The organism is Flavobacterium panici, assembly GCF_024499525.1.
Lineage (GTDB): Bacteria > Bacteroidota > Bacteroidia > Flavobacteriales > Flavobacteriaceae > Flavobacterium > Flavobacterium panici.
This window is the reverse complement of the sequence record NZ_CP100437.1, coordinates 2,158,859-2,181,099: the sequence shown is the minus strand read 5'-3', so window position 1 is coordinate 2,181,099 and position 22,241 is coordinate 2,158,859. Positions and strand designations below refer to the sequence as shown.

Genomic DNA, 22,241 nt, shown 5'->3' with positions numbered 1-22,241 from the left:
ATATTTAAAATTCAATTTTTTTTTTAAAATCCCAAATTCCAATCTTAAACTTGGAATTTGGAATTTAAATATTTGGAATTTACTAAGAAAGTAATTTTTTCACAATTGTAGAAATTGTTTTTCCTTCAGCAGTTCCGCCTAATTGAGCAGAAGCTAATCCCATAACTTTTCCCATTGAAGCAATTCCTGAGGCTCCGGTTTCAGCGATAATTTTTGCAACTACAGCTTCTACTTCTTCTTCACTTAACTGTGCTGGTAAAAATTTCTCGATTACAGCAACCTGAGCCAATTCTGGTTCTGCTAAGTCAGGACGGTTTTGTTCTGTAAAAATTCTTGCGCTTTCTTTACGAGTTTTAACTAATCTCTGAAGTAATTTAATTTCTTCATCTTCTGATAATTCTTCTTTAGATCCAGAAGCTGTTGAAGCTAATAATAATTCAGATTTAATTGCTCTTAAAGATTCTAATGCTACTGTATCTTTTGCTTTCATGGCAGTTTTAATCTCTTCCATGATTTGTGTTTGTAAACTCATCTTTTATTTTTTATTTGAATAAGCTAGTGCTTATAAATTGATTATTAACCAGATATTTTTTTATTTTAAATAATATTCTAGTTGTCAGGCTGAGCGAAGTCGAAGCCCTTTCCGACAAAAAGCCCTTCGACTTCGCTCAGGGTGACAATATTGTCTTTAAAATACTAATTTAAAAGTCAAATTTCTAAATTCTGTGCGAAGATAAAAAAAATAACCCGAAAATTAAATCCAATTTTCGGGCTATCCTAATATTATGATTGTAAAATTAATCTACGTTGTCGTGCAAAAATGAATTGTTTGAACGCAATTGCAAATCGTTGTTACTATCTGTTCCAACCGAAATTCTTGAATTTGTATTGTTAGATTGAGAATTCGATAAATCGATTCCTAATCTTTTGTAAGCCGGCTCTTTTTCCAACTCATCGATTCTTGAAACGTTATTGTGGAATTTATAATTAAATTCTTTTAGTTTCTTTCTTCTTTCTTCCGCTCTTAAACGAAGTGTTTCCTCAATTGTTAATTCCATTGGAGAAACTTCTGAAGTTGTTGTAAAATCAGGCTGACTTGCAAAATCAACTCTTGGTTTTAAAGTAATATTCAATTCCTCAGGAACTGTATCTTCGATCACTTTTTCAACTGGCTTAGAAGCTGTTAATTCGTTTTCAACTTCCATATATTCTTCTAACGAATATTTGATAATTCCGTTATCAGAAAGTTCTGTTACCGGAACAAATGAAACTGGATCGTTTACTTTAATATTACGAGTTTCGTTTGTTAACTCAAACATGATTTTATTTTCCTGCTCTGCAGCTGGCTCTCTTCTCACTTCTGGCTCAGACTTGAAAAGCGGTAAATCAAATGAAAAAGTAGTTTGTTCTTCTCTTTCAAAAGTTTTTTGCTGCTGTACAGGTTTTACTTCCTGAACGACTGCTGCCGGAGTTGAAATTTTAAAATCAATATCTGTAATTGGCGAAACGATTTCAAAAGTTACGTCAAGGTTTTTAATAAACTCAGACATCACTACCAATTCTTCCTGATTAATTGTTGGTGTTGTTACCGGCGCAACTGGAGTTTGAATTACGGGAGCAACCGTATCTTCCATTAAATCAAAAACTACTTTATCTTCTGTTTTTGCAATTGGTGTCTCTGCATTTAAATCAAAAGAAGTAAGTGGTCTGTTTGTTAAATTATGAACAGATCTTTGCTCATCTTCTAACGTGTGAATGATTTTTTTAGGCTCCGTATTAACGATTTCGTTTTGTTGTTCAACGTCAAAACCAGTCGCAATAATAGTTACAGCAATAGCTTCACCAAGAGTTTCGTCTTCACCAACTCCCATGATAATATTTGCGTTGTAACCTGCTTCTGCCTGAATGTGATCATTGATTTCTCCGATTTCGTCAAGCGTTATTTCGTTAGATCCAGAAACGATAAGCAACAATACGTTTTTGGCTCCTGTAATTTTATTGTCATTTAATAATGGAGAATCTAATGCCGACACGATAGCATCTTTTGCTCTGTTTTCTCCTTCTGCTACAGCAGATCCCATAATAGCCGTTCCGCTGTTTGCTAAAACTGTTTTAGCATCGCGTAAATCGATATTTTGAGTATAGTGGTGCGTGATTACTTCAGCAATACCTCTAGAGGCTGTTGCTAAAACTTCATCCGCTTTTGAGAATCCTGCTTTGAAACCAAGATTTCCGTAAACTTCTCTTAATTTATTATTATTAATTACGATTAAAGAGTCAACTTGTTTACGTAATTTTTCGATTCCCAATAAAGCTTGCTCCTGACGTACTTTCCCTTCAAACTGAAACGGAATTGTCACGATACCAACTGTAAGAATCTCTCTTTCTTTTGCTAATTGTGCAATTACGGGAGCGGCACCAGTACCGGTTCCTCCACCCATACCTGCAGTAATAAATACCATTTTAGTACCACGGTCTAACATTTTTTCAATGTCGGCGATACTTTCAATAGCAGACTGCTGTCCTACATCAGGATTTGCTCCTGCTCCTAAACCTTCTGTTAAATTCATACCTAACTGAATTTTGTTAGGTACTGAACTATTTTGCAATGCTTGTGAATCGGTATTACAAACGATAAAATCTACACCTTTAATGCCTTGCTTAAACATGTGGTTAATCGCGTTACTACCACCTCCACCTACACCTATTACTTTGATTACATTTGATTGATTTTTCGGTAAATCAAATGAAATACTTCCAAATTCTGAGTTGCTCATCATCTTTTTGGTTTTTGAAATTCTTATTTAGTACATTTTTTACTTCTTGACTTGGGGCAAAAAGTAATCCTTTTCTCTTATTATTCGGCTTATATTTACTCAGCGTTGTCTAAAAAATCTTTGATTTTGTCGACATATCTATCAAAAAATGATCTTCTTATTTTTGTTTCTGTAGATTCTGCTGCAACCTTTGTCGTTTTCACTTCTCTTGGCTCTTCAAAAGTTTCTACTTGTTCAACGTAGTTTTCTTCAACTTCGTATCGCTGCACCGGCGGAGGAACGTTTCTATAAACAACTTTTGGCTGTTCGTTTACTACTTCCATTCTAATCGCGCTTTGTGTGCTGTTCTCGATGCTGTTCATTACTAATCCAACTGCTGTCGCAAATAACGGACTTGAAATTTCTTCGCTTGAGTTTCCTGCTAAATGCTCGTTTGGATATCCTATTCTGGTATCCATCCCAGTAATATATTCCACTAATTGTTTAATATGTTTTAGCTGAGCTCCACCACCTGTAAGAACAATTCCTGCAATTAATTTTTTGCGAGGATCTTCGTGTCCGTAAGCTTTGATTTCTGCAAAAACCTGCTCTACAATTTCCACTACACGGGCGTGGATAATTTTAGATAAGTTTTTAAGCGAAATCTCTTTTGGTTCTCTTCCTCTTAAACCAGGAATAGAAACAATTTCGTTGTCTTTATTTTCTCCCGGCCAAGCTGATCCGAATTTTATTTTTAAAAGCTCTGCTTGTTTTTCAATAATCGAACAGCCTTCTTTAATATCATCTGTAATTACATTTCCTCCAAAAGGAATTACAGCGGTATGACGAATAATTCCGTCTTTAAAAATGGCTAAATCTGTAGTTCCACCACCAATATCGATAAGCGCAACTCCAGCTTCTTTTTCTTCCTGACTTAAAACAGCATCTGCCGAAGCTAATGGTTCTAATGTCAATCCAGATAATTCGATTCCTGAACTCTGAATACATCTTCCAACGTTTCTGATTGAAGAAGCCTGTCCAACTACAACGTGAAAACTAGATTCTAATCTTCCGCCGTACATTCCGATTGGTTCTTTTATTTCAGATTGTCCGTCGATTTTAAATTCCTGCGGCAGAACGTGAATAATTTCTTCTCCCGGTAACATCGCCAGTTTATTTACCTGATCGATTAAAAGCTGAATATCTTTTTCGCCAATTACTTCTTCCGGATTGTTACGGCTGATGTAATCTGTATGCTGAATACTTCTGATGTGCTGTCCGGCGATACCCACTACAACATCTTTTATTTTGTAACCTGAATTGTTTTCTGCTTCAAGTATTGCTTGCTGAATCGATTGAATAGTCTGTGTGATGTTGTTTACAACACCTCTCGCAACACCTAAACTTTTGGATTTACCAATACCCAAAATTTCAAGTTTGCCATATTCATTCTTCTTGCCTATCATGGCAACTATTTTTGTCGTTCCAATATCTAGACCTACTGCAATGTTATCTTTTTCCATTTTCTATTATTTTGTGCAAACTACTTGTTCCGTAAACCTAAGGTCAATCTTGCTGTATTTATATAACGAACTATCTAAAACTGCTTTTTGAAAAAACGCTTTATAGTTTCTAAATTTTTTATCAACATTCATTGTACGACCAAAATCTATGAAGTAATCATAGTTTCGGTTAAACATTTTTAGGCTGCCATTAGGCATAATTTGTATCGCAATGATGTTTTTTTTCAAAAACGCATCGTCGTAAATTGTGCGAAATAAAGCAGCTAAATCTTCGTTATTTTTTTCATTTATTGCCCCTGAAACAAGAGGAACTCGCGCCGTAAAATTATCTGACAAGGGCATTTTATTTCCCTCATAGTCAATATAAAAAGAGCGATCACCATCATAAACTCGCGCTATTGGTGTCTTCTGTTTTACTACCGCTTTTAGAACACCGTCGATACTTACAAAAACATCTGACTTCTCAATCATGTCTTGCGTATCAAGGTTTTTTTCTATCTTATTCAAATCTACTTCATCTTTTCTAATACTGGAAGCGTCCCTTTTATTTTCTATCAACAATTTATTAACTATTTCCGGTTTTACAAAAAGCGTATTTTCTCCTACAAAAACAACCATAGATTTTTTCAATTTTCTATCTCCGTTTCGATGTTGTGCGAAAGAATATAAAAAAAGAACAAGCCCTAAAATGAGTACTAATCGAATATTTGTCCAATTAAATATTTTCATTTAGCATTTTTTTAATTGACGGTACCATTTCACCAATATCACCAGCTCCTATTGTTACAATTATTGGCGCATCACTGGCTTTAATCTGCGCTAATAAATCTTCTTTTGCAACAATTTTTTTGTTCGAATTGGTCATTTTTTCCAACAGCCATTGCGATGTAATCCCTTCCATCGGTAATTCGCGTGCCGGATAAATATCCATTAAAAACACTTCGTCAAACTGAGATAAGCTTTCGGCAAATCCGTCGGCAAAATCCCTTGTTCTGCTGAACAAATGCGGCTGGAAAATCGCCAAAACTTTACGTCCCGGATATAATTCCCTAACTGCTTGATGAACAGCATTTATTTCTGTTGGATGATGTGCATAATCATCTATATAAACTAATTTTTCAGATTTAATCTGATATGAAAAACGTCTTCTGATTCCGTTAAACGAGGCAATAGCTTTTGCGATGGCATCGGTTGGGGTACCATAAGTTTTTGCCATCGCAATAGCCATTAAACCATTCATAAGATTGTGTTTTCCTGGCAGTCCAAAATGAAGGTCTTTTATAATTTCTGATGGCGTCTGCACATCAAAAACATAACTTCCGTCTTCAATTCGAACATTATATGCTTTGTATACAGCATCTTCATTTATAGCACATTGAACTCCGTCAAGAGGCAATTCTTTGGTTATAAATAATTTGCTTTTATCTTCAACTTTAGAAGCAAACTCCACAAACGAAGCTTCAATAGCATCACTTGTTCCGTAAATATCCAAATGGTCAGCGTCCATTGAGGTTACGCAGGCAATATTTGGGTGTAAATGCAGGAACGAACGGTCAAATTCGTCGGCTTCTACAACGGTTACCGTTTTTCCGGTTCCAATTAAATTAGAATTATAATTCTCTACAATTCCGCCCACAAATGCTGTAACATCTGCACCGCTTTCGTATAGAATATGTCCTAAAATACTTGACGTTGTTGTTTTACCGTGTGTTCCGGCAACTGCGAAACTAAAAGTATCCTTAGTGATAATCCCTAAAACCTCGGCACGCTTTTTAATTTCGTAATTTCTTTCGATAAAATAATTCCATTCTGAATGTGTTTTTGGAACTGCAGGTGTAAAAATCACCAGCGTATTCTCCACATAATAATCAGACGGAATTAAACCAATATTGTCTTCAAAATGAATATCAATACCACTTTCAATTAATTCACTTGTCAGCATTGACGGTGTTTTATCGTAACCTGAAACTTGTTTCCCGATATATTTAAAATAACGGGCCAAGGCACTCATTCCGATTCCTCCGATGCCAATAAAATAAACGTTTTGTATTTGATTTAAATTCATTTTGATTCTTGCTTTAAGCATTATGCTTTAGGCTTTAAGCCTTTAAACTTTCTCCTTTAATTCTATTTTAAAACTTGTTTACTGTTTTTAATCCCATAAAAAAACTAGTAATTAAGCCTTTGTGTTTTTCTTGTTCTTATTTGACCAAATTGCCTAAAATAACATTGTGCAATTCCTTGGATGTTTCATAATTTTTATAAAAAGTTATATTATAACAACTTTTTAATTTCTTCAACAATTACTTTTGTCGCATCTGGTTTTGCCAGTTTTTTAATATTTGCGCTCAATTGTTTTTGTTTTCCATCATCTTTCAGCAGCGCTTCAAAAACAATGCTAAACTCGCTGTCTAATTCAGTTTCTTTCAACAAAATCGCACCTTTAGCCTCTACAATAGCCTGTGCATTTTTTGTTTGATGATCTTCAGCTACATTTGGTGACGGAATAAAAATTACCGGTTTCCCTACAATGCATAATTCTGAAACTGATGATGCTCCTGCTCTTGAAATAATTACATCTGCGGCAGCGTAAACAAAATCCATTCTTTCAATAAAATCAACTACTCTTACGTTTTGCTGATTGTGTTTTTTATAATCCTCAAAATATAATTTTCCGCACTGCCAGATGATTTGAACATCCTGCGAAAGAAAATTTGACAATTCTTTTTCAATTAACTGATTGATTCTTCTTGCGCCTAAACTTCCGCCCAGCACCAGCAATGTTTTTTTATCTGGATCTAAACCATAAAAAGCAATTGCTTCATCGCGTTTATTATCAATATCAATTAAATCCTGACGAACCGGGTTTCCTGTCAAAACGACTTTATCTTTTGGGAAAAATCGCTCTAAATTTTCATAGGCCACACAAATTGCATTTGCTTTTTTGCTTAGCAGCTTGTTTGTAATTCCCGGAAAAGAGTTCTGCTCCTGAATTACCGTTGGAATCCCTGCTCCTCCTGCTGCCTGTAATAATGGTCCGCTGGCAAAACCTCCCGTTCCTATTACTACATTTGGTTTAAACTGTTTGATGATTCTTCTTGATTCTAACAAACTTGTTGCTAATTTTAGAGGAAACATCATATTCTGCAAGGTTAATTTTCTTTGTAAACCAGCAATCCAAAGACCTTTTATTTCGTAACCTGCCTGAGGTACTTTCTGCATTTCCATTTTATCTTTGGCACCTACAAAAAGAAATTCAGCATCAGGAAATTGTAATTTTAATTCATTTGCAATAGCAATTGCAGGATAGATATGTCCACCTGTTCCGCCTCCGCTTAGTATGAATTTATACTTTGTCATATCTCGTAATAGTTATCGTTAAACTATTTATCCTTTATTATTTGTTTAAAACTGCATTCATCGGATTTCTTGAATTATCCTGAATTGAATACATCGCTTCTTCTTCGTAAATTTCTTCTCTTTCATCAACCGGCAAATCTTCTTCTGCCAATTCTTTATCTATTAATCTTTGAAGTGCTTCTTTTCTTCTTTCTTTTTCTTCTTGTTCTTCGGCGATTTCTTCGTCTTTCTTGGTTACACTAATGATGATTCCAAGTGAAAAACAAGTCATCCAGATGGAACTTCCTCCTGAACTTATCAACGGAAGCGTCTGTCCTGTTACCGGCAGCAATTCTACTGCAACAGCCATATTAATCATGGCCTGAAATATCATTGGAAATCCGAGGCCGACGACGACTAATTTTCCGAATAATGTATTGGCTTTATGTGAGGCGATTACAAATCGGAACAATAACAATAAATAGAGAACTAATATTGAAACTCCGCCGACTAAACCATATTCTTCAACTACAATGGCATAAATAAAATCGGAAGATGATTGTGGTAAAAAGTTCTTTTGAACACTTTTTCCCGGTCCTAATCCGCCTAATCTTCCAGATGCAATTGCAATTTTTGCTTTTTCAATTTGATAATCATCTTCATCCGGTTTATCTGTGGTAAAGTTCATAATACGACTTTCCCAAGTTGATACCCTGCTGAAGAATCTTGATTCTGGAAATGCTTTTGCTACCAAAAGGAAAAAGGCTAACATTGCAATTCCTGATCCAATGATAAAAGCAATATATTTTAATGGATATTTACCAATAAATGTCAGCATCATTACCATCGCAAAAATCAACGCGGTGGTCGAAAAGTTGGCTGGTAATATCAATGCCAAAGTGATAAATACCGGAACCCAAAGCTGAACAAATGAGGTTTGAAACGGCTCGTTTTCTTCTTTGGTTTTTGACAAATAACGGGCTACATAAATAAACAATACGCTTGCCGCTAATGTTGATGTTTGAAACGTAATTCCAATGAACGGTACCTGAATCCAACGACTTGCATTTGCTCCTGCAATTACAGTTCCTTTTAATAAGGTATATAATAACAATAACCAAACTACCGGAAGTGCAATTTTTGAAATGGCTCTAAAATAATGATACGGTACTTTGTGAACCCAGTAAATAATTAGGAAACCGATGCAAACGTGTGCCAAATGTTTTACCAGATAACCTAATGTATTTCCGGTTCCATGACCGATATACGCCAGATTGCTACTCGCACTAAAAACAGGCATAAACGAAAACAACGCCAATAAAGCCACGAATGACCATATTACCCTATCTCCTTTTAGTTTGTTTACCAATTGCTTCATTGTAGATTTCTGATTTTAGATTTTAGATTATTTTCTAAAACCTTCGGTTTTTATTTATTTATTCTTCTGTTTACTGTTTTTAAACTGCTTACAAAAATGGCTGTTAGTTCATTTCCTTCTTTCAAAATCATTTCTAATTCTGATTTATCGCTCCAATCTTTTTCTTTTATAATTTCTAGCCAAAATAGAGTTTCATCAGATTCTTCTAAAACTATATTCATTTTTGAAATAAATTCTTTATCGCTTCTCGCTCTGCAAACTGCCCTGTAATTAGCTCCAACAGATGTACCGCTTCTCACAATTTGATTTGCAATTACTTTTACAATGTATGTACCAGGCAATTTTTCAGCTAAACCAATTACACTCAAAGAGAACTTTTTTGTTCTCAACTTCATTTCATCCGTCGTCATAATCAAAAAGAACTTAAAAAATTTATTAATCTAAAATCTCAAAGTTTAGAAACAATCTAAAATCTAAACTCTAAAATCTAAAATTATAAATTATGTACCGCTTGCTTGAATTGTTTTCCTCTGTCTTCGTAGTTTTCGAATAAATCAAAACTTGCGCAGGCTGGAGACAATAAAACTGCATCACCTTTTTCGGTTAATTTTTGGGCTGTTTTTACAGCGTCGTTCATATTGTTCACTTCAACCATAATATCAACAACATCGCCAAAAGCGCTAATAATTTTATGGTTATCAACTCCAAGACAGATAATGGCTTTTACTTTTTCACGAACCAATGGCATTAATTCGTTGTAATCGTTTCCTTTATCAACTCCTCCTACAATCCAAACGGTTGGAACATTCATGCTGTCTAAAGCAAAGAAAGTAGCGTTTACGTTTGTCGCTTTTGAATCGTTGATGTATTGTACATTCTGGATTTTTAACACTTTCTCTAAACGGTGTTCAACACCTTGAAAATTAGATAAACTTTCACGAATTGTTGCATTTCTAATTTGCATCAATTTTGCTACAGAGCTTGCTGCCATTGCGTTTTTCATATTATGTTTTCCTTCTAACGCAATGTATTCTGTTTCCATTGTAAACTCTTCTTGGTTGATCTTTATTTCCATTTTGTTGTTATTTATAGAAGCTCCTTCGTCAAAACTTTTTGTCAATGAAAAAGGAATTAATTTTGCTTTTGTTTTGTTATTTTTTAACCATTCTGCGCTTGCCTCGTCGTCTGCATCGTAAATGAGATAATCGCTTTCGGTTTGGTTCATTGTTATTCGGAACTTCGAATTGATATAATTTTGATATTTATATTCGTATCGATCTAAATGGTCCGGGCTGATGTTTGTTATTATCGCTATATCCGGCCTATATTCTATTATTCCGTCTAACTGAAAACTGCTTAATTCAAGAACGTATGCGTCGAATTTATTTTCGGCTACCTGCCAGGCGAAACTCTTTCCTATATTTCCTCCCAAACCTACATTTAGTCCGGCCGATTTAAGCAAATGATACGTGAGCATTGTTGTTGTTGTTTTACCATTACTTCCGGTAATTCCAATTGTCATTGCTTCTGTATAAGGGACGGCAAATTCGATTTCCGAAATTACTTTTACTCCTTTTTCAATCAACTTTTTAACTATCGGAGATTTATCTGGAATTCCGGGGCTTTTCATCACCACATCAGCATTTAGAATCAAATCTTCTGTATGCTGTTCTTCTTCCCAGGCAATTTTATTAATGATAAGAACTTCTTTATAGCTTTCTTTTATCTTTCCAAAATCCGATACAAAAACATCGTAACCTTGTTTCTTTCCGAGAATGGCGGTTCCAACCCCACTTTCTCCTCCTCCTAATACCACTAATCTCATTTATCTTAATTTTAAAGTAACGATTGATAATATGGCTAACATTACAGCAACAATCCAGAAACGGGTCACAATTTTACTTTCGTGATATCCTTTTTTCTGATAATGATGGTGCAATGGCGACATCAGGAAAATTCTTCGGCCTTCGCCAAAGCGTTTCTTCGTATATTTAAAATAAGTTACCTGAATAATTACTGAAGCACTTTCGGCAAGGAAAATTCCGCAGAATAAAACAATCAATATTTCTTTACGAACTGCAATCGCTAAAACGGCAATGATTCCTCCAATGGTCAAACTTCCTGTATCCCCCATAAATACGGATGCCGGAAATGAATTGTACCAAAGAAATCCAATTAAAGCTCCAACAAAGGCAGATATAAAGACGGTCATTTCTCCCGAATTGGGTATGTACATTATATTTAGATAGTTTGAGAAAATTATATTTCCTGAAACGAATGTAAATATTCCGAGTGCGAGTACCGAGACTGCGGAGGTTCCGGCCGCTAGACCATCGATTCCATCTGTTAAATTTGCTCCGTTTGAAACTGCTGTGATGATAAAAATTACAACCGGAATAAATACCAGCCAAGCCCATTTTTCATATCCGTCTCCCATAAATGACAGGACTTCGGCATAATCAAATTCATTATTTTTTACGAAAGGAATTGTGGTTGCTGTCGATTTTTCTTCAACTGGCGCCGGCAAAACTACTGTTGTGCTAACATTTGATTTAAAAACATCTGTACGACCTGTATCTGTTCTTACTGTCACGGCTGGATTAAAATATAGAACTGCTCCAACTATTATCCCAAGACCAACCTGACCAATTACTTTAAAAATTCCTTTTAGTCCTTGTTTGTCTTTCTTGAATATTTTGATATAATCGTCAACAAAACCAATAGTTCCCATCCATAACGTAGTTACAATTAGCAATACGATATAGATATTATGAAGTCTTGCAAATAGAAAAACCGGAATTAATGTGGCAAAAATGATGATTAATCCTCCCATTGTTGGTGTACCAGCTTTCTCGTTTTGACCTGCTAAACCAAGTTCACGAACTGTTTCCCCAACTTGCTGGCGGCGCAAAAAGTTAATCACCCTTTTACCATAAATAGTTGACAAAAGCAATGAAAGCATAAATGCTAAAGCCGATCTAAAAGTGATATACTGGAATACTCCTGTTCCTGGTAAATCTAATGTTTTGTCAAAATATTCAAATAAATAGTACAGCATATTTTCTATTTTTTAAATTCCAATTTTGAATGAAATTCCAATTTTTAAATCCCAAATTCCAACGTTATATTGGATTTTGGAATTTGGAATTTTCATTTTGTTATTTTCCTAGTTGGTCTAAAATTTCTTTTACAGTTTCCATATCGTCAAAATGATGGCGAACACCATTTATTTCCTGATAGGTTTCATGCCCTTTTCCGGCAATCAGAATAATATCATTTGGCTGTGCCAATTGACAAGCGGTTTTAATAGCTTGTTTTCTATCCGTAATTCTCAATATCTTTTTATAATTATGAGCTTCTACACCTTGTTCCATTTCATCGAGAATCACTTCAGGATCTTCGTTTCTTGGATTGTCTGATGTTAAAATTGCTTTATCACTAAGATCTGTCGCAATTTTTGCCATAATTGGTCTTTTTGTTTTATCTCTGTTTCCGCCGCAGCCTACAACTGTAATCAATTGTTCGTTTTTTGTACGGATATCATCAACCGTTTTCAGCACATTTTCTAAAGCATCCGGCGTGTGTGCGTAATCTACAATTGCTGTTATTTTTGAATCGGTAACAATGTATTGAAAACGACCTGAAACACTTTCTAAATCAGACAGTAAGCGCAATGCTTCCAAACTATCCATTCCTAATTCAACTGCAGTTCCGTAAATAGCCAAAACATTGTATGCATTAAAAGTTCCAATTAGTTTTACCCAAACTTCATTGTCGTTTACTTTTAACAATAAACCAGATAACTGGCTTTCTAAAATTGTTGCTTTAAAATCAGCATACGATTTTAAGGCATATGTAAATTTTCTTGCAACCGTATTTTGCAGCATTACAGTTCCGTTTTTATCATCGATGTTTGATAATGCGAAAGCTGTTTTTGGCAGTGAATCAAAAAATGATTTTTTTACATCTCTGTATTCAGCAAATGTTACGTGATAATCTAAATGATCGTGCGAAAGATTCGTGAAAATTCCGCCTACAAAATGCAAAGCCTCTGTACGTTTTTGATGGATTCCGTGTGAACTTACTTCCATAAAACAATGCGTAACTCCAGCTTCGATCATTTCATTTAAATAATTATTGATTGTAATTGAATCTGGTGTTGTATGCGTTGCCGGATATTCCGTATCGTCAACCATGATTTTTACGGTTGATAATAAACCAACTTTAAATCCTGCTTTTTGAAACAATTGAAATAATAACGATGCAATTGTTGTTTTTCCGTTTGTCCCGGTTACGCCAACTAATTTTAGTTTTGAAGATGGATCTTCAAAATAATTAGCCGCAATAAAAGCCAATGCTGTATTGGTATCTTTTACCTGAATATAGGTTACTTCTTTCTCAATATTTTGAGGAAGTGTATCACAAATAATAGCTTTTGCACCTAACTGAACCGCTTTTTCGATATAATCGTGTCCGTCAGATAAGGAACCGCGAATGGCCACAAAAATATCATTTGACTCTACTTTTCGGGAATCAAATTCAATTTTCTGGATGCCGACTTCTGTCGAACCTGCAACAGATTCGATAGCTACTTTGTATAATATGTCTTTTAGTATTTTCACGATAATTCTAATACTATAGTTGTGTTTTTATTTATAGTTTCCCCTGCCTGAATAGACTGCTTTTTCACCTTTCCTACTCCTATTACTTTTACCTTAATTTTCACATTAAGATTTTCAAGCAAAGCAACGGCATCCATTCCCGGCATTCCTTTTAAATTAGGAATTGCATTTGATTTTTTTCTTGATTCTACATCGTACTTCTCGTAACTGCTTTCTTGTTTTGCAATTTTAGAATCAAGTTGTTTAATTTTATTTGTTGATGGTGCGTCTGTAAATATTTTTTGGGCAATTCTTTTAAAAACCGGCCCTGCAACGTCTGCTCCGTAATAATTATTTTTTGATGTATTTGGTTTGTGAACCACTACAATACAAGAATATTTAGGATGATCTGCCGGAAAATATCCAACGAAAGAAGATGCATAATACAATGCTGATTTTCCTTCTTTTCCTCCATAATTCATCTGAGCCGTTCCTGTTTTTCCTGCCATCGAAAAATCTTTAGAATACAACTTAGAACCTGTTCCTTTTTTAACGACATTCAGCAATACTGCTTTCAGTTTTTTAATAGTCTCCGGCGAACAAACTCTTGGGTTTATTACTTCAACATCAAACTTTTTGATGGTTTTGTTCCATTCTTTAATTTCAGAAACAAATTGCGGTTTTACCATTACACCATTATTGGCAACTGAATTATAATATGCCAAAGTCTGCATTGGCGTAACCGAAACATTATATCCAAAAGCCATCCACGGAAGCGTAGTTCCTGACCAATGTTTGTCTCCAGGTTGCGGAATATACGGTCTTCCTTCTCCTTTAAAATGTAATCCTAATGTCTTATTTAATCCGTAACTATTAATATGATTCACAAACTTAGACGGATTACTTTTATAATTTTCATAAACCGCCTGAACCATAACTGTGTTTGACGAAAGTTCAAATCCGCGTGCTAATGAAACTTTTCCATAACCACCTTTGTGCGAATCATTAACAGCTCGCCCGTAATATTTAACCTGACCTCCGTGACTATCGAAAACTGTACTTGTATCAGCTACTTTGTCTTCTAAAATCGCCATTAAATCAACTAGTTTAAAAGTCGATCCCGGTTCATGAGATTCTGCAATTGCGTAATTTGTTGTTTCGTAATACGATCCGTCTTCTGCTCTTCCTAAATTTGAAATTGCTTTTACGTGTCCGGTTTCTGTTTCCATCACTACCACACAACCATGATCTGCTTCATAATCTTCCAGTTGTTTTAGTAATGCGTGATGCGCAATATCCTGAATAAAAACATCTATTGTCGAAATCACATCGTAACCATCAATTGGGTCTACTTCGTTTAAATCACGAATTGGTTTCCATTGGCCTTTTGCAATTTTTTGTTTTAGGATTTTCCCGTCTTTTCCGTTCAAATAACTTTTAAAAGCCCATTCGATTCCTTTTCCAACTTCAACTCCGGTTGCAGGATCAATACGGTCGTAACCAATTGTTCTTTCGGCAATTTTTCCAATCGGATGTTTTCTAACCGTTTCCTGCTCTACAATAATTCCGCCTTTAAAAGCGCCTAAATTGAATAATGGAAAACCTTTAATTTTCACATATTCGGTATAACTTAAATTGCGCGCAATCAAATAATAACGATTTTTGTTTTCTCGCGCTTTTCTTAATTCTTTTTCATAATAACCTGATGGTCTGTCTAAAATCGTTTCTAAAGAATCAGATAATGGTTTTACATACTTTTCAAAAGTTTCTTTTTTTGGCGCTTTTGCATCAAAACGAATTTCATAATTCGGAATTGATGTTGCCAGTAAACTTCCATCTGCAGAATAAATATTTCCTTTGTTTGCCGGAATTACAAAATTTCTAACGGTACGCTGTTTTGCCAGTTTTCTGTAATAATCTCCTTCAACCCATTGAATATTGGTTAATTTAACAACAATAGCAATTGCCATCAAAAAGATGAAAACTGCTACGAGGTAAATTCTGTAGGATATATGTTTATCGTCTACTGCCATATTCTTTTAAAGAAACTTTTTTCTTCTTCTTTTTTAACTTCTATTTTTGTTGGAGGAACAGTTGATGGATAAATTTGCTTTTCAAGCATTTTATCTGATATCGTCGATTCCATTTTTAACTTCATCAGTTCTGAACGTCGATCTACAAATTCAGATCTCAATTCTTTTACTTCATTATTTAGTTTTGCGATTTCAAAAACCTTTTGTTCGTATCGCTGTGTATTTGCAATCATCAAAATGGCCAGCAGAATTATAAAAACTATGAACCTCCAGTTTTTTACTGCGTCATCGTTTATCAGAAACCTTGCTTTTAATATGCTGAATACTCCACCTTTCATTTTTTCTACCTATATATATTATATCTTTTCGGCAATTCTCAATTTTGCACTTCTTGCTCTGTTGTTGATTTTGATTTCTTCATCATCCGGAACAATCAGTTTTCCTATTGTTTTAAACGGTACTGAAAAATTTCCGAAAAAATCTCTCTCAGGCTCCCCTTCAAACATTCCGTTTTTAATAAATCTTTTTACCAGTCTGTCTTCTAAAGAATGGTATGAGATTACTGAAAGTCTCCCACCCGGATTAAGAATTTCTAACGATTGCTCAATAAATTCTTTTAGAACGTCCATTTCCTGATTTACTTCAATTCGAATGGCTTGATAAATCTGGGCCAATATTTTGTTTCGAACTTTTTCAGGTAAAAATTTCTTCAAAACGTCTTTTAATTCGTCTGTCGTTTTGATTGGGTAATCTCTTCTCGCTTCTACTATTGTTCTTGCTAAAACCGGCGCGTTTTTCAACTCCCCATAATCAAAAAAAACACGACGTAAATCCTGTTCTTCATATTCGTTAACCACACGATAAGCATTTAAATCATTTTTCTGACTCATCCGCATATCCAGCTCGGCATCAAATCGGGTTGAAAAACCTCTTTCCGGAACATCAAACTGATGTGATGAAACTCCTAAATCTGCCAAAATCCCGTCAACGGATTTAACACCATGAAAACGAAGAAATCTTTTTATAAATCTGAAATTCTCATTAATTAAAGTAAACCTTTCGTCCGGCAGGGCATTTGCTAGAGCATCTTCATCCTGATCAAAAGCGAATAACTTTCCGTTTGGCCCTAAACGTCTCAAAATTTCTTTTGAGTGACCGCCGCCGCCAAACGTTACATCTACGTAAATGCCGTCTGGCTTAATATTTAAACCATCAACTGTTGGATGAAGTAAAACCGGATTATGATATTCCATTGTCGTCGTCATTAATATTTCCCATTACTTCTTCGGCTAAATCTGCAAAATCCATATCTTCGCCGCTTATTGATTTTTCGTATAAATCTTTATCCCAAATCTCCACAATATTAACCGCAGATGAAAAAACAACATCTTTAGCAATACCTGAAAAAGTCACCAAATCTTTTGGGACTAACAATCTTCCTAATGCATCAATCTCTACCACTTTTACACCGGCAGTAAATCTGCGAATGAAATCATTGTTCTTTTTTACAAAACGATTCAACTTGTTAATTTTCGCCATCATCAAATTCCACTCATCCATTGGATACAACTCCAAACATTGCTGAAAAACAGAGCGCTTCAAGACAAACCCGTCCTGAAGAGAAGAAGCCAATTGCTTTTTTAAAGGCGCAGGTATCATTAACCTCCCTTTAGCATCGACTTTACACTCATATGTTCCTACAATTGTGTTCAAGAAAATCCACTTAACATGTTATACAGCAAAAATATAAAAAAAATTACCACATATTACCACTAAATACCACTTTGTTAATAAGTTTAACCATATTTCTACCACTTCACTTAATTATTATCAAATCAACACTTTAGATATTAATCAGTTTAAGAATTGAATCTTTTAACAATTAAAAAAAATAAATAGTCTTTCTCTTAAAAAAGTAATTATAATGCAATGATTTTAACAATTCCGTAATATCACAAAACACACTCTAAAAGCTGATTTTTAAACACTTATATATTCGACTAAAATTATGTAGTTAAAAAATGGCAGCAAAAATTCATTTTTATTTATTAAACCCTATATTTGTCGAAATTGAAATTGGCATTAAACTAGATGGACAAAAACTACAAAAAAGAAGGCAAATACAGCTATTTTGAAGCTGGCGAAGGAACCCCTATTGTAATTTTACACGGGTTAATGGGAGGCCTTAGTAACTTTGATGGTGTAGCAGAATATTTCCCAACAAAAGGATACAAAGTTGTTATCCCTGATTTGCCAATATACACACAAAGCATTTTAAAAACGAATGTAAAAAGCTTTGCTAAATACGTTAAGGATTTCATCACTTTTAAAGGTTTTGACAAGGTTATTTTATTAGGAAATTCATTGGGAGGACATATTGCACTCTACCATACAAAATTATATCCTGAAAAAGTAGCCGGACTTGTAATTACCGGAAGTTCTGGACTTTACGAAAGTGCAATGGGAGACAGTTATCCTAGAAGAGGTGATTATGAATACATCAAGAAGAAAGCTGAAGATGTGTTTTATGATCCAAAAATTGCTACTCCTGAACTTATCGATGAAGTATATGCGACGGCTAACGACCGCATCAAACTGATTAAAACTTTAACGATTGCAAAGAGCGCTATTCGTCATAATATGGCTAAAGATTTACCAAAAATGACAGTTGAAACCTGTATTATTTGGGGTAAAAATGACTCTGTAACGCCGCCAAATGTTGCTGAAGAATTTGATAAATTATTGCCAAATTCAACTTTGTATTGGATTGACAAATGTGGACACGCAGCTATGATGGAACATCCTCAGGAATTTAATGAAATTCTTGAAAAATGGCTTACTGAGCAGAAATTATAGCCTCTAACTTTCGATTTTAAGGAGGTTTTAAAAAACAAGAATATGAAAATTAATACCGCCGAATTTATCATCAGTAATTCTGATGCATCAAAATGCCCGAAAGATTTTCTGCCGGAATATGCATTTATAGGCAGATCAAACGTTGGTAAATCATCTTTGATTAACATGATTACCAATCATAAAAATTTAGCAAAGACATCTGGACGACCAGGAAAAACACAGCTGATAAATCACTTTAAAATCAATAACAATTGGTTTTTAGTCGATTTACCGGGTTATGGTTATGCTAAAGTTTCAAAAAAAACAAAATCAATTTTCCAGCAGTTTATTACGGATTATTTTGAAAACAGAGAGCAGTTAGTATGCGCTTTTGTTTTGATTGATATTCGTCATGAAGCTCAAAAAATTGACATTGAATTTATGTCTTATATGGGAGAAAGCGAAATTCCGTTTTGCATTATTTTCACCAAAGCCGATAAAATCAGTAAAGTAAAAATTGATTCACACATTGCGGCTTACAAAAAACAAATGTATGCTAACAATTGGGCCGAAATGCCGCATTATTTCGTTACCTCATCTACAGAATCTATTGGAAAAGAAGAGCTTTTGACTTATATAGATGAAGTAAATCAGGAAGTTTTTAAAAGCAATAGTGGATTTTTAGATTCGATTTAAAGTTATAAATTCCAATTTTTTAAATCCCAAATTCCAATACTAAGATTCAATTTTAAAATATAAAAAATCCCAAACTCCAGCCTTAAAATTGGAATTTGGGATTTTTTTATTGGAATTTAAAACTACTTTGTTAGTTCCAGTTTCTCTGCAAAGTAATCGCAGAAATCTTTCATTGTATCTGACATTTTTTCGTCGTCTGTGGCACGTTTAAAAGTATCAGCCATTGCTACTAAAGTCTGGTGAAAGAAAATTTTCATTTCGTCTACCGGCATATCTTTTGTCCATAGGTCAATACGCATTGTTTCTTTTGCTTTACTGTCCCAAATTGACAACATTATTGCTTTTGCTTCTTCCGCTTGAACACCGCCGTCTTGTGCGCTCCAGGTTAATTTTTCCGGAACACGGTTTTCGTCTAACTCGACGTTGAATTTAATTTCTGATTGTATTGTATTTGACATTATTTCTTAGGTTTATATTTTGACTTTTCGAAAATTTCTTTTGCATTCACTTTTAATAATTCTGATAGCGACACATTGTTGTTTTTCATATAGGAACGAACAATCTGCCAGCCTATCCACGCTCCGACTCTTCCCGGAGAATCATTGTCAATTTCTAAATAGAATTTAGAAAATGGAGCCGGTGCTATAAATCGTGTTGTTAATTTAGGATCTAAACTGTACAACATTTCGCTTTCAAGAAAATAACGCCACATATAGCTTTCATTTTCTTCACACCATTTTATTTGTTCGGCTGTGTAACCCATTTTTTCTGCATCTGTATAATTAGGCAGAAGCAAATCTTTTGCGTACAACTGTTTCCCTTCAAAAATCATTTGAGAAACTAAATTTTTATCCGGATAAGCCGGAATGTTTCGGTAAGTAAAACTCGAAACTACATCGGGCATAATTTGCTTTTCTTCAAAATTGTATTTTAAATAGGCCGGAAACTCATAAAATTTATGATCTTTTCCTAAATACAGTTCTAAAGCAACCACAACTAAGCTGTCTGCATAAATTGCTTTTGCATTATAATCCATTTCACCTATTACAGTAACAACTTTTGGCGTTTTGGTTTTAGGAAAATAATATTTTACATGTTTAAAAAGCTCATTGAATTCTTCGCGGACAGGTTCAAAATTGCTGTATTTTTTTTGTACCTCTTCGTAAACTTCTCTCCAAATTGGCTCTTTCATTTTTTGAAGCCAGACGTTATCATCGTTCCCGGGAAAAAAGTATGGATATTGTTTTTTTAGTTTGGCAAGATCCTCTGGTTTAGTTTCAAAAAACGCTTTATCAAAACGTTCTACTTTTATATCTACCGGAATTTCTTCGACCTCTTTTTCAACCTTTGTTTTTTGGTCACAAGACAAAAAAAACAAGCACAGAACCACTACAAAGCGATAAATTTTCATTTTATTTTATTTAGATTTGTGTTGCTGGATTTTTAAATACATATTACATATATATGCAGTATATGTAGTTTAAAAAATAATTCTGCAAATATACATCCCTCCATCTTAAAACTTGAACTATTATGGCTAAAAAAAGCACAATTCAAACAGAAAAAGTAAATACACATATTGTTGAATGGTTAAAAAATTATGCTGCTAATGCAAAAGTCAACGGATTTGTAATCGGAATCTCAGGCGGAGTTGACTCTGCAGTGACCTCTACGCTATGTGCACAGACCGGTTTGCAAGTTTTATGCGTAGAAATGCCGATTCATCAGGCTGAAAGTCAGGTATCAAGAGGAAGAGAACATATTGATCAGTTAAAAAAACGTTTTCCAAACGTTTCGAGTGTAAAAACAGATTTAACTGACACTTTTGAGGCGTTTAAGTCATCTGTGCCAACTTCAAAAGATTCAACAAAAGTTAATTTATCATTAGCCAACACAAGAGCACGTTTAAGAATGACTTCTTTATACTATCTAGCTGGTATTCACGGGCTTTTAGTGGCCGGAACAGGGAATAAGGTAGAAGATTTTGGTGTAGGATTCTACACAAAGTATGGTGATGGCGGTGTTGACCTAAGCCCAATTGCTGACTTAATGAAGTCGGATGTTTATGCTTTAGGTGAATTTTTAACTATTCCAAATTCAATTTTAACAGCTGCTCCAACTGATGGACTTTTTGGAGATAACAGAACAGATGAAGATCAATTAGGCGCAAGTTATGATGAACTGGAATGGGCGATGATCGCCGCGGAGTCAGGAAAATCGGCAGATGACTTCAATGGGAGAGAAAAATCTGTCTTTGAAATTTATAAAAGATTAAACACCAGCAACAAGCATAAAATGGATGCAATACCAGTTTGTTTGATCCCAAAAACGTTAAAATAAAATTTTTAACATTTGTCAACAATTAATTACAGAATTTATTTATTAATTTTACAATTCCAAAAACATGATAACAATTCTAAAAAGGTAAAATTATGATTAAAGTATGTCTTGCAGACAATCATCCTGTGACTCACTTTGGCGTTAAGTCTTATTTCAAAGACCACGATCAAATTTCAATTGTTGCCAACGTAGGCAATTTTTCAATGGTTAGAGATATTCTTCAAACGAAGGAAATCGACATCCTAATCTTAGATCTAGAATTAGAAGGACTTTCAAGTATCTTCGAAGTTAAATCAATCTTGAAAAATTTCCCGAAGACAAAAATTGTAATTTTCAGTGACCTAGCTGAGCAAATGTATGCTCCAAATGCTATTAAAGCAGGAGTATCCGGGTATGTACACAAAACAGAAAAACTTGAAACTTTAGGTCTTTCTATTATTAAAGTACATGAAGGAAAAATTATCATCAACGAAACAGTTCGCAAAAACATGGCCCTTATTGCTAAACAAAGCAAGAGCGAACGTTTGTACAGAAAACTTTCTAACCGTGAAATCGAGGTTTTACGTTATTTAAGTGATGGTAAGAAAAACAATGAGATTTCTAAAATCTTAAATCTGAACGAGAAAACGATCAGTACTTACAAACTAAGATTATTAACTAAATTAAACGTTACTAATTTAGTAGACTTAGTAAACAAGGCTAAGACTTTAGAAATTATTTAATTTGATGGTATCCTGATT

At 34.4% G+C, this 22,241-nt stretch carries 21 protein-coding genes; 4 read left to right on the top strand and 17 right to left on the bottom strand.

Going from position 1 to position 22,241, the window contains the following annotated elements; all coding sequences use genetic code 11:
- Positions 1–82: 82 nt before the first annotated feature.
- From NLJ00_RS09580 to NLJ00_RS09510, 15 genes are all read right to left on the bottom strand, one after another.
- A complete protein-coding gene (locus NLJ00_RS09580) occupies positions 83–532 on the bottom strand; it encodes a GatB/YqeY domain-containing protein (protein WP_053472100.1) in 450 nt (149 codons plus the stop codon).
- A gap of 265 nt (positions 533–797) precedes the next feature.
- Positions 798–2,780: a cell division protein FtsZ gene (gene ftsZ, locus NLJ00_RS09575; RefSeq protein ID WP_256637029.1), complete on the bottom strand. Its 1,983-nt coding sequence runs from the start codon at positions 2,778–2,780 to the stop codon at positions 798–800.
- Between the two features lie 92 nt (positions 2,781–2,872).
- A complete protein-coding gene (gene ftsA, locus NLJ00_RS09570; RefSeq protein WP_053472098.1) occupies positions 2,873–4,279 on the bottom strand; it encodes a cell division protein FtsA in 1,407 nt (468 codons plus the stop codon).
- 6 nt (positions 4,280–4,285) lie between these two features.
- Positions 4,286–5,008 (bottom strand): cell division protein FtsQ/DivIB, encoded by a 723-nt coding sequence (locus tag NLJ00_RS09565; protein WP_053472097.1) that lies wholly within the window; start codon positions 5,006–5,008, stop codon positions 4,286–4,288.
- Positions 4,995–6,344: a UDP-N-acetylmuramate--L-alanine ligase gene (gene murC, locus NLJ00_RS09560; protein WP_256637028.1), complete on the bottom strand. Its 1,350-nt coding sequence runs from the start codon at positions 6,342–6,344 to the stop codon at positions 4,995–4,997. The genes NLJ00_RS09565 and murC overlap by 14 nt, the downstream gene beginning before the upstream one ends.
- A gap of 209 nt (positions 6,345–6,553) precedes the next feature.
- On the bottom strand, positions 6,554–7,639 hold the full coding sequence (murG, locus tag NLJ00_RS09555; protein WP_256637027.1) for an undecaprenyldiphospho-muramoylpentapeptide beta-N-acetylglucosaminyltransferase: 1,086 nt from the start codon (positions 7,637–7,639) through the stop codon (positions 6,554–6,556).
- 37 nt (positions 7,640–7,676) lie between these two features.
- Positions 7,677–8,996, bottom strand: coding sequence for an FtsW/RodA/SpoVE family cell cycle protein (locus tag NLJ00_RS09550; RefSeq protein ID WP_180859920.1), 1,320 nt, complete (start codon positions 8,994–8,996; stop codon positions 7,677–7,679).
- A 50-nt stretch (positions 8,997–9,046) separates the two neighbouring features.
- Positions 9,047–9,391, bottom strand: a complete 345-nt coding sequence (locus NLJ00_RS09545; protein WP_256637026.1) for a four helix bundle protein — start codon at positions 9,389–9,391, stop codon at positions 9,047–9,049.
- 98 nt (positions 9,392–9,489) lie between these two features.
- Positions 9,490–10,821: a UDP-N-acetylmuramoyl-L-alanine--D-glutamate ligase gene (gene murD / locus NLJ00_RS09540; protein WP_256637025.1), complete on the bottom strand. Its 1,332-nt coding sequence runs from the start codon at positions 10,819–10,821 to the stop codon at positions 9,490–9,492.
- Positions 10,822–12,054 (bottom strand): phospho-N-acetylmuramoyl-pentapeptide-transferase, encoded by a 1,233-nt coding sequence (gene mraY / locus NLJ00_RS09535; RefSeq protein WP_056204827.1) that lies wholly within the window; start codon positions 12,052–12,054, stop codon positions 10,822–10,824.
- A gap of 100 nt (positions 12,055–12,154) precedes the next feature.
- Positions 12,155–13,618 (bottom strand): UDP-N-acetylmuramoyl-L-alanyl-D-glutamate--2,6-diaminopimelate ligase, encoded by a 1,464-nt coding sequence (locus NLJ00_RS09530; protein WP_256637024.1) that lies wholly within the window; start codon positions 13,616–13,618, stop codon positions 12,155–12,157.
- Positions 13,615–15,630: a penicillin-binding protein gene (locus NLJ00_RS09525; protein WP_053472091.1), complete on the bottom strand. Its 2,016-nt coding sequence runs from the start codon at positions 15,628–15,630 to the stop codon at positions 13,615–13,617. Before NLJ00_RS09525 ends, NLJ00_RS09530 begins: the two co-directional genes overlap by 4 nt.
- Positions 15,621–15,968, bottom strand: coding sequence for an FtsL-like putative cell division protein (locus tag NLJ00_RS09520; protein ID WP_053472090.1), 348 nt, complete (start codon positions 15,966–15,968; stop codon positions 15,621–15,623). The genes NLJ00_RS09525 and NLJ00_RS09520 overlap by 10 nt, the downstream gene beginning before the upstream one ends.
- A gap of 18 nt (positions 15,969–15,986) precedes the next feature.
- Entirely contained in the window at positions 15,987–16,895 is a 909-nt protein-coding gene (gene rsmH, locus NLJ00_RS09515; RefSeq protein WP_256637023.1) for a 16S rRNA (cytosine(1402)-N(4))-methyltransferase RsmH, read from the bottom strand.
- Positions 16,870–17,343, bottom strand: a complete 474-nt coding sequence (locus NLJ00_RS09510) for a division/cell wall cluster transcriptional repressor MraZ (RefSeq protein WP_053472089.1) — start codon at positions 17,341–17,343, stop codon at positions 16,870–16,872. Before NLJ00_RS09510 ends, rsmH begins: the two co-directional genes overlap by 26 nt.
- Positions 17,344–17,721: 378 nt before the next feature.
- On the opposite strand from NLJ00_RS09510, the gene NLJ00_RS09505 reads away from it, so the two are divergent.
- The gene (locus tag NLJ00_RS09505; RefSeq protein WP_053472088.1) at positions 17,722–18,486 is read left to right on the top strand and encodes an alpha/beta fold hydrolase; all 765 of its coding nucleotides are present in this window, start codon (positions 17,722–17,724) and stop codon (positions 18,484–18,486) included.
- A gap of 42 nt (positions 18,487–18,528) precedes the next feature.
- On the top strand, positions 18,529–19,161 hold the full coding sequence (gene yihA, locus NLJ00_RS09500) for a ribosome biogenesis GTP-binding protein YihA/YsxC (protein WP_053472087.1): 633 nt from the start codon (positions 18,529–18,531) through the stop codon (positions 19,159–19,161).
- 122 nt (positions 19,162–19,283) lie between these two features.
- On the opposite strand, the gene gldC is transcribed toward yihA, so the two are convergent.
- Positions 19,284–19,619: a gliding motility protein GldC gene (gene gldC, locus NLJ00_RS09495; RefSeq protein ID WP_053472086.1), complete on the bottom strand. Its 336-nt coding sequence runs from the start codon at positions 19,617–19,619 to the stop codon at positions 19,284–19,286.
- Positions 19,619–20,572: a gliding motility lipoprotein GldB gene (gene gldB / locus NLJ00_RS09490; RefSeq protein WP_256637022.1), complete on the bottom strand. Its 954-nt coding sequence runs from the start codon at positions 20,570–20,572 to the stop codon at positions 19,619–19,621. Before gldB ends, gldC begins: the two co-directional genes overlap by 1 nt.
- Positions 20,573–20,694: 122 nt before the next feature.
- Between gldB and nadE the strand changes: the two genes are divergently transcribed.
- Together nadE and NLJ00_RS09480 are read left to right on the top strand one after the other, a co-directional pair.
- Positions 20,695–21,501 carry an NAD(+) synthase gene (gene nadE, locus NLJ00_RS09485; protein WP_053472084.1) on the top strand — a complete coding sequence of 269 codons (807 nt, stop codon included), beginning with the start codon at positions 20,695–20,697 and terminating at the stop codon, positions 21,499–21,501.
- 92 nt (positions 21,502–21,593) lie between these two features.
- A complete protein-coding gene (locus NLJ00_RS09480; protein ID WP_026730588.1) occupies positions 21,594–22,223 on the top strand; it encodes a response regulator transcription factor in 630 nt (209 codons plus the stop codon).
- The last annotated feature ends 18 nt before the right edge of the window (positions 22,224–22,241 follow it).